The organism is Niastella sp. OAS944, assembly GCA_024809215.1.
GTDB lineage: Bacteria > Bacteroidota > Bacteroidia > Chitinophagales > Chitinophagaceae > Niastella.
Genome location: JANUBW010000001.1, coordinates 1,092,646 through 1,109,446, shown reverse-complemented (window position 1 = coordinate 1,109,446; position 16,801 = coordinate 1,092,646). Strand labels below are relative to the sequence as shown.

The 16,801-nt window shown below is 45.2% G+C and carries 8 protein-coding genes; 6 read left to right on the top strand and 2 right to left on the bottom strand.

Going from position 1 to position 16,801, the window contains the following annotated elements:
- The first annotated feature begins 279 nt into the window (after window positions 1-279).
- The 6 genes from GGD38_RS04170 to GGD38_RS04145 all read left to right on the top strand — a co-directional run bounded on the left by GGD38_RS04170 (window position 280) and on the right by GGD38_RS04145 (window position 11,681).
- The gene (locus GGD38_RS04170) at window positions 280-3,669 is read left to right on the top strand and encodes a SusC/RagA family TonB-linked outer membrane protein (RefSeq protein WP_375299280.1); all 3,390 of its coding nucleotides are present in this window, start codon (window positions 280-282) and stop codon (window positions 3,667-3,669) included.
- Window positions 3,670-3,741: 72 nt separating this feature from the next.
- Window positions 3,742-5,274 carry a RagB/SusD family nutrient uptake outer membrane protein gene (locus tag GGD38_RS04165; protein ID WP_375299281.1) on the top strand — a complete coding sequence of 511 codons (1,533 nt, stop codon included), beginning with the start codon at window positions 3,742-3,744 and terminating at the stop codon, window positions 5,272-5,274.
- A gap of 139 nt (window positions 5,275-5,413) precedes the next feature.
- On the top strand, window positions 5,414-6,895 hold the full coding sequence (locus GGD38_RS04160) for an arabinan endo-1,5-alpha-L-arabinosidase (protein WP_375299282.1): 1,482 nt from the start codon (window positions 5,414-5,416) through the stop codon (window positions 6,893-6,895).
- Window positions 6,896-6,970: 75 nt separating this feature from the next.
- The gene (locus GGD38_RS04155; RefSeq protein WP_375299283.1) at window positions 6,971-8,944 is read left to right on the top strand and encodes an alpha-L-arabinofuranosidase C-terminal domain-containing protein; all 1,974 of its coding nucleotides are present in this window, start codon (window positions 6,971-6,973) and stop codon (window positions 8,942-8,944) included.
- 31 nt (window positions 8,945-8,975) lie between these two features.
- Entirely contained in the window at window positions 8,976-10,661 is a 1,686-nt protein-coding gene (locus GGD38_RS04150; protein ID WP_375299284.1) for a family 43 glycosylhydrolase, read from the top strand.
- A gap of 54 nt (window positions 10,662-10,715) precedes the next feature.
- A complete protein-coding gene (locus tag GGD38_RS04145) occupies window positions 10,716-11,681 on the top strand; it encodes an arabinan endo-1,5-alpha-L-arabinosidase (RefSeq protein ID WP_375299285.1) in 966 nt (321 codons plus the stop codon).
- A 77-nt stretch (window positions 11,682-11,758) separates the two neighbouring features.
- Here GGD38_RS04145 and GGD38_RS04140 read toward each other — a convergent pair whose 3' ends face one another.
- Window positions 11,759-13,534, bottom strand: coding sequence for a RagB/SusD family protein (locus GGD38_RS04140; protein ID WP_375299286.1), 1,776 nt, complete (start codon window positions 13,532-13,534; stop codon window positions 11,759-11,761).
- A gap of 53 nt (window positions 13,535-13,587) precedes the next feature.
- Complete coding sequence (locus GGD38_RS04135) at window positions 13,588-16,800, bottom strand: SusC/RagA family TonB-linked outer membrane protein (RefSeq protein ID WP_375299287.1); 3,213 nt, start codon at window positions 16,798-16,800, stop codon at window positions 13,588-13,590.
- Between the last annotated feature and the right edge of the window lies 1 nt (window position 16,801).

Here is a 16,801-nt window from a genome sequence, read left to right as displayed (position 1 = left end):
AGGTGCGATGTTCGCGAGCTTCCTACTTCATATTTCATACTTCTTACTTCGGCCGCTTAATAACAGAGTACTTTCTTGAAAAAAGGAATTTTAAATATCTCAAAATAACGCTAAATAAATAGGGGAATGCGGCAACATTCCCCTGCTTAAAGCCGAAACAGGTTAACGTCGATGTATTGCCTGTTTCCATTATTCATCTTTAAACATTCTAAAGGTATGAAAAAATTTCATCCGCCAAAGGTGGATACCTTGACGGCATTAGACAAAGCTGTAAGGATTATGAAACTAACGACTGCTTTACTTATTATTGGTTGCCTGCATGTATCGGCGAAGGGACTTTCACAGGAAGAAAAAGTTACCTTGTCGTTGAAAAATGCATCTATACCACAATTGTTTAAAAGCATTGAAAAAGTAACCGATTACCGGTTTGCATACAGCAACGATATTTTGCCGCGCGATTTCCTGGTATCCATTTCTGTAAAAGAAACACCGGTGTCATCGGTGCTGAAAACAGCTCTTTATGAAACAGGGTTAAAGTTCAACCTCGTTAACAATGAGGTGATCATTATTTCGAAAGATATCAGCGGCATTGCCAGCATTACGGTAAGCGGCATTGTTACCAACGAAACGGGTATGCCCTTGCCAGACGTATCGGTTTATGTAAAAGGTAATAATTCAATAGGTACCATCACCAACGAAAAAGGTTTCTTTAAGCTGGAAGTACCACAGGATGCCACCACGCTGGTGTTCTCATCGGTCGATATGCAACTCACGGAAGTGTCTGTTGATGGCCGAACGGAGATCAACGTTTCATTAAAAAGAAATGTGAGCGAACAGGAAGAAGTGGTGGTGATCGGTTATGGTACACAGCGTAAAAAAGACCTTACCGGTTCCATTAGTACCATTGACCCAAAGGTGTTGAACAAGATGCCCACCAATGATATATTGAAAGCCATGCAGGGTCAGGTAGCCGGTGTAAGCGTTACCAGTGGCGGCCAACCCGGCGCAGCACCTGCCATTAAGATACGCGGTATAGGAAATTTCTCCAATAACAATCCCTTATATATCATTGATGGCGTACAGGCCCCGGTGAACGACCTGGTAATTGCTGATGTGGAAACGATACAAATATTAAAAGACGGTTCTGCCGCAGCCATCTATGGTTCACGTGCCGCCAACGGGGTTATCATCATTACCACCAAACGTGGTAAGTCGGGAAAATTTAAACTTGATTATAGTGGCTATTATGGCAGCCAGAATATTGTAAAGAGGTATGATGTAGCCAACAGCCAGGAATACCAGATGCTGGTAAATGAAGCCAGCGCTAATGTAGAGCCTGTGCCACCAGCTGTAAAACCTGCTAACGATCCTTCTTCGGCATTATTTGTAAAAAATGTAAATACCAACTGGCAGGAAGAAGCCTTTAAAACAGGAAAGATACAGGAGCATACCGTAGGTATTTCAGGTGGAAGTGATGCAGCTAAATATTATGTATCTGTCAACTACTTCGATCATACCGGAACGGTAGCGGGAAAGGGACCTACCTATCAGCGCTATTCTTTCCGTATAAATACCGATTTCAAACAGGGGCGTTTCAAGTTTGGCGAGTCGTTCAATTATTCAAAGATCGATCAACGGTTCATGACCTTTTTACATACCGGTAATATTCTGGGTTATATTGTAAATGCCATTCCCACCTTACCGGTTTATGATACGACCACCCGCGATGGCTTTAGCAGCGCCAGTCAAACCATACATGGTTCATATACGGCCAATCCCATTGGGTTTAACAATGTGCTGGATAGCAAAACCGAACGTTTCCGTTTTATTGGTAATGCCTATGGTGAATATGAGTTCATCAAAGGCCTGAAGTATAAGTTGAGCCTGGGTTACGAAAGAACAGACTGGCGTGATTTTTATTTTGAGCCCATTCATGACCTGGGTTGGTTTTATGTGAACAACATCGCCAAATTAAGCGACTGGCGAGGTTCGGGCAATACCGGTACCATTGAAAATACATTGACCTTCGATAGGTTAATGGGACGGCATTCCATTAATGCCATGGTGGGCCAATCTACTTTGGAAGGAAATTTGTCGCGTACCTTTTCACATGCCGAAGGATTTACCCAGCCTTATTTACCGGTATTGAGCAATGGTACCTCGGGTATAACCGCAACCGGTGATTTGTATAAAAGCCGGCTCTCATCTTATTTCGGCCGGGTAAACTATATCTACGACGATAAATATTTATTAACGGCTACCATTCGCCGCGACGGTTCATCGAGGTTTGCACCACAAAATCGCTGGGGAAATTTTCCGTCGGTGGCTTTAGCCTGGAAACTGCATAATGAACAGTGGCTTCAAGCAGCCTTGCCTTCGTTTATAAACCAGCTAAAGCTACGTGCTTCTTATGGTGAACTGGGTAACCAGGAAATAGGCGATTATCAATACCAGGCCTTTATTAATTCCTATGCACATGCTGTGTTTGGCGATCAAAATCAAAATCTTGATCAACTGGCCCTGGGTGCTACACAAACAACTTTTGCGGTGCCTGATATAAAATGGGAAACCATGATAAGCCGTAACATCGGCATAGATATAGAGCTCTTTAAAAAACTCACTTTCTCTGCTGAATATTATCATAATACCGGCAAAGACATCCTTCTGCGAGTGCAAATACCAGGTTCAACTGGCGTATATCCTGGTGAATCACCATTCGTAAATGGCGCTTCCATTCAGAACGCTGGTTTTGAATTTCAGTTGGGTTACAACGATAAAAAAGGCGCTTTCAATTATAATATCAACGCCAATATTTCAACCCTTAAAAATAAAGTGTTGTCATTGGGTTATGGCGACAATCCCATTTATGGTTATGGTAATTTAACCAAAACAGAAGTGGGTCGCGAAGTAGGGGAGTTGTATGGCTGGGTGATCGATGGCATTTTTCAGTCACAGGCAGAAATTGATGCGCTGAATGCTAAGTCACCCATTAAACGTTACCAGGAAGAGCTGACGCGCCCGGGCGATTACCGTTTTAGGGATATTAATGGTCGCGATAAAGATGGTAAGCTCACAGGAGGTCCTGATGGTAAGATAGATGATGACGACCGTACGTATCTAGGCAAAGCAATTCCAAAATTGTATTATGGGTTCAATGCCTCTGCATCGTACAAGCAATTCGATCTGTCGATAGTAGGTTCAGGGGTGTCGGGAAATAAGATCTTTAACAGTATTCGTGCCGGTATTGAAAGTGGCGCAGGCTGGGATAACTATGGCACCAAACTGTTAGATCGCTGGACACCTACGCACACCAATACCGACGTGCCTCGCGTAGTAATAGCAGATCCCAATAAAAATGGTCGTGCTTCTGCCCGCTGGCTCGAGAACGGCAGCTTCTTCCGCATTACTTCTTTACAGGTAGGTTATACTTTGCCGAAAGACCTGTTAGATAGAGCGCACCTGTCGAATGTTAGAATATACGTTACTGCACAAAACCTGATCACCTTTACAAAATACACCGGGTTTGATCCTGATTTTGCCAATAACAATGGTTTGTTCGACCGGGCCATTGATAACGGATCATACCCCAACAGGCCATTTACCGCTAATGAAGCAGGTGGATTACCCAATCCGCGCTCGTTCCTTTTTGGTTTGCAGTTAGGATTGTAAAACTTAGAAAGCAGCCCCCATCCACCGGAGGGGGGTGGGGGAGGCCAAGAGTAACTAACAAAAACGAAGACAATGAAAATCAAAAAAATATTATTTACAGTTGCGGTGGCTGTTTCAGGTATTTCCTGTGGAAAAGATTACCTGGACCTTACCAACCCAAATCAACAGACCACCGCTACTTTCTGGAAAACCGATAATGATGCTGTAATGGCGGTAAATGCCGTGTATCAATCGTTGTATTATGATGGTACCTTTATGCGCTTTGCACAATGTGCGCTCGACTTGCGGGGCGACGACATGATGAGCCCCAGCCCATGGGATGTATTGTCGAACACCGGCTCTTTTAAATTGTTCAACAATACCATTATGCAGCAATGGTTGTGGATCGCCTTTTATGGAGGCGTTACCCGGTCAAACTTTGTTTTGTCGAACATTGACAAAATGAGTTTTAAAGACCAGAACCTGCGTAACCGGTTAAAAGGAGAAGCGCTTTTTTTGCGTGGCCTCAACTATTATTATCTGGTTACTTTCTTCAACAATATACCACTGATAACAAAGTTCTATGAGAACTCCTCAGAGTATTTCCCTTCACAGGTAACACCTGAAGAGGTTTGGACACAGGTGTACAGTGATTTTGATGAAGCATCGAAACTGTTACCGGCTTCTTATAGCGGCGTCGATTTGGGCCGGGCCACCAAAGGGGCAGCGCTGGCTTTCCTGGGAAAGAGTTATTTGTTCAACAAGAAATATGACCTGGCTTCAGCCAAATTCAAAGAAGTGATGAACATAAGCGGCTACGACCTGGTAGCCAATTATGGCGACAACTTCACCGAAGCCGGTGAAAATAACAAAGAATCTATTTTTGAAATTCAGTTCAGCCGCGATGCTGGTGGTATAACCTTAGGCTGGATAAGCTCACCCGGAGCCGACTGGAGCAAAACCACCGCACGCGCCATTACGTTTGCACCGGCGCCTTTTGGCTGGAACGACGCTGCGCCCACACAATGGATAGTAGATGAATTTAAAAAAGAAAAAACTAAAACCGGCGACGATGATCCGCGACTGAAAGCGACCGTGTATTATAATTATCCCGGTTGCAAATTGTACGGCCAGTCATTTCAAACCGTATATGCTGCCGACCTGAACAAAATAGGCGTAAAGAAATATGGCAATGGCGATGGCTCTGTGCCCGATGAAAAAGACTGGCGTTCGGGCATCAATGAACGGTTGATGCGTTTTTCGGATGTGTTGCTGATGTATGCCGAATGCCAGAACGAACTGGAGAACAGAGCTGAATGTGCCAAACAAATACAACGCGTACGTAACCGGGCCAACCTGCCCGACAGGGAAGCGGAATTTGCCGCCCTAACACAGGCTGATATGCGGGAACGCATTGCCCATGAGCGCGCATTGGAATTTGCCCTCGAAGGGCATCGCTTCGATGATATTCGCCGTTGGGGCTGGCTGCTGAACCCCACCAAACTCACAGAGCTCAAAGCCCATGATCCTGAGTTTAATAGCTATGTGCCAGGCCGCGAGTTCTTTTCTATTCCACAGGCAGAAATTGATGTGAACAAGAATCTGAAACAGAATTCGGGCTATTAAAATCTACGACACCGTTTTCGGGGGCAGGTCCCCTTTTCAAGGGACTTGCCCTGATAACAGGGTGAGCTCGCCTGAAAGGCGAACCCACCCGCGCTTCGCGAATTTGTCCAATTCCCAATAAATATTTATAATTGTGTTGATGACATTTCACTTACGATTGCTGATTTTAGTGGTAATGATCATGTTGGCCGGGTGTCAGAAAAAGAAAGACGATGCCACGGTTGAACCTGATCCAGTAACCCCGCCATCTGCAGCATTCGATATCAATTCCATTACAGATACCTACGCGTCCATAGCACCTTTTGCTTACTACACCCAATGGGGGCCTCACAATGTGCACGACCCGTCGATAGTGAAAAGCGGCGAATATTTTTATTGTTTTAGTACCGATGCGGGCTATGGCGTAAACAATTTAAAACCCGGTATTCAAATAAGAAAGTCGAAAGACCTTATACAATGGCAGTTTGTAGGCTGGGCTTTCAATGGCTTGCCCACGCTGGGCGCCAATTATATTACACAAACCGGTGGTACGCCCTTTCAATCGCTATGGGCGCCTTATGTAATGAAGGTGAACAATCAATACAGGTTATATTATTCGCTTTCGAGCCCCGTATTGCGGTTGAGTGCCATTGGGCTGGCAACGGCTACATCGCCCGAGGGCCCCTGGACTGAGCAGGGGCTGGTAGTAACTTCAAAAAATGATTTTCCTGTTGTGCAAACCAATGCCATTGACCCAACGGTGGTGATCACCCCACAGGGTGAACACTGGATGTATTATGGTTCGGCCTTCGATGGCATTTATGTATTGAAGCTGAATGCTGCTACCGGTTTGGCGGCCAGCAGCGGTGATAAGGGAAAACGCATTGCGCAGCGCGGCTTTACCAACAATGTGGTAAATGGGAATATAGAAGGGCCTGAAGTCATTTACAACAGTGCACAAAACAAATACTACCTGTTTATATCGTACGACTGGCTCGAAACAAAATACAATGTACGGGTGGGGCGGTCAAACTCACCACAGGGGCCGTTCCTCGATTACAATGGAAAGGATATGAACACGGAAGAAGATAATATTCCTATGATCATAGCTCCGTACCAGTTCCAGGGACATGGCGGCTGGCAGGGGGTAGCGCATTGCGCGGTCTTTGAAGAAGGCGGGCAGTATTATATGGCGCATCAGGGCAGGCCATCGGTTGATAAATATTTTATGGACCTGCATGTGCGTAAAATGTTCTGGACCACAGATGGCTGGCCGGTTGTAAGCCCACAACGATATGCCAACGTTTCGCAAAACAGCATTGCGCAAACCGAGCTGGCGGGCGATTGGGAACAGATCGTATTGGGGTACAAAGTAGTGCCTGGTTATCAGGCCGAACAGGTGAGCGCCGATCTACAGGTGGCCACTACCATTACACTGAATGCCGACGGAAAGATCAATGGCAGCGCCGCCAATACCTGGACCTTTAACACGCCGTGGCTGGAATTAAAATGGAACGATGGAGCATATACCGATAAGGTGCATGTTTCAAGAGAACGTGATTGGGAGAATAAGAAAAGCAGTACTTTGGTGTTTACGGGATTGAATAATGTGGGCACGGCCATTTGGGGGAAGAGGAAGTAAGTGACGAGTTAACAAGTTAACATGTTAACGAGGAGTTCCCTGTTTCACGACACAAAAAACTAAGAATAATAATAGATGAAAAAACGATTTGCAATTGTCTTACTGGCTATGTCAACAATGGGCATGCCTGTATTTTCGCAAAACCACACACTTATTGTAAAAGCTGCTCAACCAACAGCAGATATTCAACCCACTATGTGGGGCGTATTCTTTGAAGATATCAACCTGGGTGCAGATGGCGGTATTTATGCTGAACTGGTAAAGAACCGCTCGTTTGAATTCTTCAAACCTTTAATGGGTTGGACGGTGAACCGCAAAAAGTTTGTGGAAGGCGAAATGCTGGTGATCAACCGCACCAATGAAGATACCCGTAACCCGCGCTTTCTGCGTGTTACCATGAACAACGCCGCCAAAGGCGATCTTGGGTTGACCAATGAAGGCTTTCGCGGTATGGGCATCAAAAAAGGGCTACGGTACGATTTCTCAATTATGTATCGTCAATCTGATGCACATACGAAATTACATCTTGAACTTATAGACACACTGAAGAACGTAATTGGCGATACCGTGCTGTCGCTGACCGAAGCTGGCGACAACTGGCACAAAGCGGCGGTAAGCTTTCATGCCCGGGAAACCGTATTGAAAGGCAAATTGAATATCTGGTTCGAAGGTAATGGCATTGTAGACCTGGATATGATCTCCCTGTTTCCCGGTGATACCTGGAAGAACCGCCCCGGTGGTATGCGGGCCGATATGATACAATTACTGGCCGATATGAAACCAGGCTTTGTTCGTTTCCCCGGCGGTTGTATTGTTGAAGGTTTCGATCTTTCGAACCGCTATCGCTGGAAGAATACCGTAGGCCCCATAGAAGAAAGACAGTTGATGATAAATCGTTGGAATATTGAGTTCCCACATCGTAATGCCCCCGATTATTTCCAAACCTTTGGTCTTGGTTTCTTTGAATACTTTCAGCTGTGCGATGATATTGGCGCCGAACCGCTGCCTATTCTGAACTGCGGTATGGCCTGCCAGTTCAACTCAGCCGAATTAGTGCCAATGAATGCGCTCGATCCGTATATACAGGATGCGCTCGACCTGGTTGAATTTGCCAATGGTGATGCAAACACCAAATGGGGTAAGGTTCGTGCCGATATGGGCCATCCGGCGCCATTCAATTTGAAAATGATGGGTATTGGTAATGAGAACTGGGGACCACAATACATTGAGCGGTTGAAAGCATTTCAGGCCGCCATCAAAGCCAAATATCCCAACATCAAACTAATCTGTAGTTCTGGCACCGATCCCAATGGCGAACGTTTTGATTATCTGAATGGCGAACTGCGTAAGATGAATGCAGACTTTATAGATGAACATTATTATCGCAAGCCCGAGTTCTTTTTTCAAAATGCAAGAAGATATGACAGCTATCCCCGCAACGGTTCAAAAGTGTTCGGCGGTGAATACGCATCACACGTTGATAAAACTGCCGGCGGCACCCGCAACACCTGGCTGGCTGCCATTTCAGAAGCGGCCTTTATGACCGGGCTCGAGCGTAATGCCGATGTGGTTCAAATGGCTTCATATGCACCACTGTTTGCACATATCGATGGCTGGCAATGGGCGCCCGATCTTATTTGGGTGAACAACCTGCAATCGTATGGCACGCCGGATTACTATGTACAAAAATTATTCTCTCTTAACAAAGGTTCCAAAGTAGTACCCATTACATTGGACAATGATGTAGTAGCGGGGCAGGACAGCCTTTATGCTTCGGCCTGTATTGATGCTGCTACCAAAGAACTCATCATTAAAGTGGTGAATGCATCTGACAAACCACAGGTTAATACGCTTCAATTGGAAGGCGTAAAAAAGCTCGCCGCCAAAGGAAAGTTGACCGTGATGCAATCAGACCTCACCGCATTGAATTCATTCGACAGTCCAACCAACGTAGCGCCTGTTGAATCAACAATTGCAATAAAAGGTAAAAAAATACAACTCAATAGTTCACCTTATTCATTCAGCGTGCTGCGGGTAAAGTTGGAATGACGTTTTTTAAAACCATTCAAAACTTGCCAAAATGAAAAATAGAATACCTTATCTGCTTGTATTGGGTATGCTGTTAATGATGCAACCTGAACGGGCAAAAGCGCTTGGTGGCGCTTATCAGTCACATGACCCATCAACACTCATAAAAGATGGAAGCAAATACTGGATGTTCACCACAGGTAACGGCATTTATGCCGCTTATTCAACCAACCTGTTTCAATGGACATCCGGGCCCAAAACAGTATTTCCCATTGGAACCTGGCCTTCGTGGATCAACTCGTATGTGCCAGGTTTCGGTGGTAACTTCTGGGCGCCCGATTGCGTATATATGAATGGGAAGTATTACATGTATTACTCCTGTTCAACCTTTGGCTCATCTGTATCTGCTATTGGCGTAGCCACCTCGCCAACACTCGATCAAAACTCTTCTTCTTACGTATGGACCGATCTGGGAAGAGTAGTTTCTTCTTCTGCATCTTCTGATATCAATGCTATTGATCCCTCTATATTCAAGAACTCAGATGGCAAAGTGTATATGTCATATGGTTCATGGCATGGGGGTATTGGCGTTGTTGAAATTGACCCTGCTACGGGAAAAATTAAAAGCGGCGCATCGGTTACCTGTGTTGCCGGTGGCAGCGGCGCCGATTGGGAAGCGCCCTGCATTATAAAGAATGGCAGTTATTATTACCTTTTTGCCAACCGCGGCACTTGTTGCAATGGTACCAGCAGTACCTATTACATTGTAATGGGTCGTTCTACAAGTCCTACAGGGCCATATACAGACAAGAACGGTACCGATATGAAGAGCGGTGGAGGCTCCGTAGCATTGGGCTCATCAGGAAAGTATATTGGTCCGGGCCATTTTGGTTTGCTTACCGAGAACGGATCGAACTTTGTTTCGATGCATTATTACGATGGTAACGATAATGGTAATCCCAAGTTGGATATTGCCAATATGGGCTTTAGCGGTGGCTGGCCTTTTATTACCAGGGACTGGATAGCTGCAGGGTTATACCGCGTAACAAATAAGAACAGTAACCTGGTTTGGGATGCATGGGGTTGTACCGGTGCATCGGGCCAGGGAATTGCGCAGGGCACCTGGGCCAACCTGAGTTGTCAAAAATGGACGCTTACACCTGTTGGTGATGGTTATTACCGCATTACCAATTCGTTGGGCGGGTTGAGCGCCGATGTAATTAATTGCGGAACGGCAGCAGGTACATTGATGCAACTGTATTCCTGGTTGAATAATAATTGTCAGAGGTTTAAGATAGAAAGGCTGGGCGATGGCTCGTCGCATATTCTTACGCCGGCATCCGGTGCAAGGGTTGTAAGTGTAGCCGGTTCATCAACTACTGCCGGCACCCGGTTGTCTTTGCAGGACTTTTCTGATTGTAATTGCCAGAAATGGTTGATAGCTACCACTACTGCCCGGGAAGCAGTAACCGATGCGCCATTGATAACCGAAGAGCGAAAGCAGCAGGGCATTTATCCCAACCCGGTGTATAAAGGTGCATTGTTGAATATAAGTATTGGTTCGCCAGGTAAATATATAACAACAAATATATTCTCCACCGATGGTAAACTGGTGTATACCAACCGGCAGCTTTCCTCAAACGTAATACAAGTGCCGGCGCCACAGCTGGCAGGTGTGTATATGTTGCGGGTGTTGAGTGATGATAAGATCATAACACAAAAACTGGTTGTTGAGTAAATGTTAACCGTGTCACGGTTTGAAACCGTGGCACGGTTACTATAATAGAAACTGATGAAAGATTTATACAATTGCCTTCTTACCTTTTTATTCCCGGCAATGGTAGCTGCACAGACCATACCGGCGCATGATCCTGTTATGATAAAGCAGGATAGCGTATATTATATGTTTTGCACGGGTATGGGTATTACTACATGGTCGTCGGTTAACCGGGTTGACTGGAAAAAGGAAAAACCGGTATTTGACAAACCGGCCGATTGGGTGTTAAAAGAACTGCCTGCTTTTAAGGGACATACCTGGGCGCCCGATATTAGTTATCATAACGGACAGTATTATTTGTATTATTCTGTTTCTGCATTTGGGAAGAATACTTCCTGTATTGGGGTAGCTACCAATAAAACCCTGCATCCATCATCACCCGACTATCGTTGGGTAGATCATGGAAAACTGATACAATCGGTGCCCAACCGCGATGACTGGAATGCGATAGATCCGAACCTGTTCATAGATGAGGACAATACATCCTGGTTAACGTTTGGATCGTTTTGGGATGGTATTAAACTGGTAAAACTCAACAATGATTTAGTTTCCGTGGCGCATCGGGAAGAATGGTATAACCTGGCCAGCAGACGAAATGGTAATAATGCCATTGAGGCACCATTTCTTTTTAAGAAGGGAAAGTATTATTATTTGTTTGTGTCGGTTGATTTTTGTTGCAAGGGTGCAAAGAGTGATTATAAGGTAATGACAGGCCGTAGTGAAAAAATAACCGGTCCGTATGTTGACAAAAATAATGTGCCCATGATGCAGGGTGGCGGTTCGTTGGTAATTGCCGGCGATACTACCAATTGGTTTGCTGTGGGACATAACTCAGTATATACTTTCGAGGGGAAGAATTATATAGTGTATCATGGCTATGATGCGAAAGATAATGGGAAGTCGAAGCTAATCGTGAAGGAACTTTATTGGGATAATGATAATTGGCCAACTTTAGATAAAGAAATAGGAGGTAAGAAGTAAGATGCACGAAGAACCCGAATTTTGAGGCTCGAAAATAAAGCTCTTCCTACATCTTACTTCCTACATCTTACTTCAGTTTATTTCCAAACAAAAGGCAGATACCAGTCTTTATTCATAAGTTTTCTCCTTGCCTCACTTGCAGCGCCAGATGAAACTCCTGAGTTCTTCAATTTGTTATAAACTTTGTCTGCAATAAATGAGGGATCGTTTCTGCGCATGGCTACACGCAACAGATCGGGCCAGCGGGTTCCTTCAAACCCATCTTCCAAAGCGCTTTCATTAATAAGCCCGGTTTCAATAGAGCCAATGCTATCGGCACTGTTTACCAGGTAGTCTACTATGTTAGCTCTTGACCTGATACCAATATTGCGGTACCAGTCGGCCCGGTAATAGGGTACACCGGAGTTACCGCTGTTACGGGCGTCGAATTGAAAAGCAGGTTCAGGGTCCTTTAAGGTATTTTGATATTCAGTTACGTTGCTGGTGGGGGCGGGGAAGGCGCCACCTATACCTGAATTAAATAAACCCCAGGCAAGTCGCGAACGGCCGGCGCGGTTAGCGGCTTCAGCAAAACGCAGGTGTAAATGCGTTTGGCGGAACAGGAACCATTTGCTTTCTTTTTGCAACACGTTTAACGGCAAATTGGTACTGTTGTTAATATAGTTGTACAGGTATTTCATTACAACGGGCTGTCCGTTAATAAACTTCCACGACAACTGGCCGCGTGCATCATAGGGCGCACCTGGTATAGCAGGTACAGTATTGGTGGCTGCCGAAGGCTTTTGCTGTTCGTTGTTCCACATATCAATAGCCGTTTGCGATGGTTGCACCAGGTAGCTGCCACCAATAGGCGAAAACAGTTTCACGAATGGATTTTCGGGTTTGAAATTGTCGTCGAATGGAATAGCCCATACCCACTCTCTTCTAAACCCTTCAGAACTCATGGTTTGTTCAAACATAATACGCCATTGCGAAGTAGTTACCAATGTGCTTACGTCGCCGCCACGGGAATAGGTAATATAATGGTCAATATCGCCATTGCTATCCCAACCGAGTTTGTACATGGAATAGTAAGAGCCGTTAACGGTTCCCACTGTACCGGTTTCCATTACTGCCCGGTACCATTTGGCTGCTTCTACGTAATTGCCTTTCCACAGGTAAAGGTCGCCCAGTAATACTTTTTTGTTTATGAACCATTTGTTTGTTGGGTAGCCGTCTACTGTTACATTCAAATTAGTACCCGTGGGGTATTCGTCTTTATATGTAACGCTTGTAGAAAAGCTGATCAAACTATCAATCAGTGTATTGAACGACAGGCGCGGGAATTTGGATGCATCATTTACATCATTGATATTTTCAAGCGCATCGGTTACATAAGGCACTTCGCCATAATGAATGCCAAGCTGCAGGTACAAAAATGAACAAAGGAAGGCCACATCGGCATAGCGTTGCTGAAATTCCGCATCCTTCAATTTATTTTGGTCGCGCATTATTTTGAAGTGCTTCAATACGTCGTTACAATTGATGATCACTTCGTAAAATGGCCGGGGATTGGCGTAGGGGTTACCTTCAGTAACAGTATGGCTACTTAACTGCCTCAGGTTTTCATCGGCGTTCAGGGTGCAATCGAGCATATCGGCTCGCAGTTCGTTCAGCAATACATACCGTTCGGCCAACCCAACAAATTTCCCATATATGCCAATAACAGCCGCATCGGCATCGTACACGGTACGATACATGTCGCTTTCGTCCAGTTCATCTTCCGGCTTAACATCCAGGATCTTTGAACAGGAGGCCAGGCTTACCATAGCAATGGCCATCAGTGTTATAGGTTTTATAAAAAACATCTTCATGCTGCTAGAGTATATTGTAAGTTTATTTTTTTTCATACCGCTTATTGTCACTATTATAATCCAATTCGAACACCCATGGTAACACTTCTGAACAATGGATCAAGTCCGGTGTCGATGCCTTGTACAAATAAACTTGAGCCGGCACTGAATTCAGGATCATAGCCTTTGTATTTGGTTAGGGTAAACAGGTTGTAACCGCTTACATACACGGTAGCGTTATGTACCATGGCATTTTTAATAGGTATATAGTACTGCAGTGAAATGCTACGCAGGCGGAAGTAAGAGCCATCTTCTATCCAGCGGTTGCTGAAGCGGCTATTGCCCATTGGATCGCCCCAGGTTGTTTTAGGCGTATTGGTTACCTGGCCATTGGTGCGCCATCTGTTATTTACACTGATAAGCTGGTTCTCGGCGCCGTTTTCAGCCTCGAGGCGGTAACGGAGATAGTTGTATACATCATTGCCTTTGCTGAAGGTGAACAGGGTATTTAATTCAAACCGTTTGTATATAACCCGGTTGGTAATACCACCGGTAAAGGTTGGGTTGGGATTGCCGATCACCTGACGGTCGGCTTCATCAATTACTTTGTTATTGTCCTGGTCGAGGAATATTACATCGCCGGCCTTGAAAGAAGTATAAGAACCATCGTAATTCTTTTTTTGCAAACCCGCTGCTGCTGCATCGGCATCGTTAGCAAATACGCCTTGTGCAACATAACCATAGAATTGGTTAGCTGGCTGCCCATTGGCAGTTAAAATAGAAGCGCCGGCATAGTTGGTAATGAATTGACCGTTTGGTACCGTACCGATCTTGTTCTTGTAAGTACTAAATATAGCACCCAGGTCCCATTTAAGCGATGGTTTATTTAATATTCGGTAGTTGGCGCTTACTTCAATACCGGTATTTTTCATACTGCCGTTGTTGGTGAGGGTGGTACTAAAACCGGTTGTTGTGCCCAACTCTTCATAAGTAAGCATATTGGTTGTGCGCGATTGAAACACATCAACGGTTAGGCCGGCGCGTTCGTTCAGGAATGCCACATCTATACCGCCATTTAATTTGTGTACCGTTTCCCATTGTAAAGTGGGGTTGGCAATACCGTTGCGTACAAGCCCCTCCATACCCAGCAGGTTTTGTGTGGCATAAGTTTGGCGGCCGCTATAGTTACCAATATCATCGTTACCCGAAATGCTGTAAGTAGCACGTAGCTTTAAGAGGTTGATGGCAGAATGAGCCATAAAATTTTCAGAAGACACCAGCCAGGCAGCGCCGATAGATGGCATTACCGCCATAGGATAAGCGCCCAGTTTTATACCATCTGCCTGTTTGCCAAAACGGGATGATGCATCCATGGCCATGTTAAAGCTGAGGAAATATTTGTCCTGGTAATTGTACTCAGCATTTACGTAGGTATTGATCCAATTCCATACGCCAATGCCGCCGCCCACCTGGCGTAATGCATTCACCCCATTCTGTACATTTACAAGGTCGTCGGTGGCTGAGTTAAAGCCAAATGCAAAATCCTGTTCGGCGCGGTTGTGTTGAAAGCGGATGCCGGCCATAGCGCTGAATTTATGTACCTGGTTAAAGCTTCGGTTGTATTCAAGTCGTGAATCGTTGTATAAGCTGAAAAGGCGTTTTACCTGCGTACCCATCCGGTTGTTGGCTACCGCATTGCTTAGCGTGTCTTTGGCAACACCTACAGATGGAACAAAAACATTCTCGCGTATTTTATCAACTACAACACCCATCATGGTGCTGGCTGTTAAATATGCAGGCAGTTTGTATTTGAAGCCTACCGTTCCCATAAAGCGGTAGTATTTGTTGTAGGCCTTCATTTTATTGATGATGGCGGCCGGGTTGCTTATACCCAAAGGATCAACATCGGCCAGGTTGGGGCTTTCAACGCCTTTGCTGTCTACATCATGATCGTGCAAAAAAGGTGATTTTACCAGAGATAAAAATACCGGAGCTGTTTTATCGGCCATGCCCTGGTCTTTCATATTCTGTTCGTTATAGGTTAGCGAAAGGTTGGCAAAACCGGTGAACTTTTTAGTGAAGTTGAACTCGGCATTGAAACGCATGTTAAAGCGACTAAGGTCGGTTGCGTTTATGATACCCTGGTTCTTCATATAGCCAACGCTTAAACCGTACATGGCAATGTTATCGCCACCGGTAACTTTTAAAAAGTAATTGTTGGCCAGGCTGTTTTGAAATACCTTCTTTTGCCAGTTAGTATTAAAATGATACATGCTGTAAGTAGCAGCTGAAGGATCATCATTCATATAGGGCAGGGCAGCTATTTCACTGCTGTTTAAACCCTTGCTTTGTAAAAGGTCCGAAAGGTATGTACGATAGTCGGCGGCATTCATCACCGGCAATTCTTTTGGCGCCTGGTTAAAACCGGTAAAGGCTGCAAAGTCAATTTTGGTAGCCTGTGATCTTGGACGTGAAGTGGTGATGATGATAGCACCGTTAGCGCCTTTTGTACCATAGATAGAAGAGGCATCACGTAATACCGTAATGTTGTCTACATCTTTCAGATCGATGAGCGAGAACGGGTTGGTATAGTTGTTTGCAATGATGCTTTTCCCGTATTCATTGGCATCGTACAGTAAATTATCAACAACAATGAGTGGCTTGTTGGTAGCGTATAACGAATTATACCCACGCATGAACAAGTTGGCGCCGGCGCCCTGTAAACCTGAGCGGCGTATGACGTTCAACCCGGCAATGCGGCCTTGCAGCAACGCGTCGGCTGTTTCGGTTGGCAGCGCCATACCATTTACATTGTGCGTACCCACAGAAGCGGTAAGGTTTCGCTTTATATGTATGCCGGTGGGTGTATTAATTGTTTCGTGTATTGATTCATGCGACTCATCGAGCAACGCAACAGTTATTTCTTTTTTTCCCTGCAGGGGTACAAACCGTTGGTCGTACCCTTCACCACTGATCTGTACAGTGGAATTGTAAGAAGGCACCGATAAACTAAAATGCCCGTTATCATCGGTAATGGCGGCCGAGAAATTTTCTACCTGTACCCTGATGCCCGGAGCGGCCTTTTTAGTAACAGCATCGGTTATTCGGCCTGTTATGGCAACTCCTTTAACCGTGCGGGAAATTAAGATGGTGTCGTTGGCTGCAGGGGCGTCTTTTATGGTAGGGTTTTGCTGGGCCGCTGCAATACTGGTAGCACAAATAAACAGCGAAACAGGCAATAGGTGTTTTACTTTGAGCATCGTTTTGGTATATAGTTGCTGATTCATG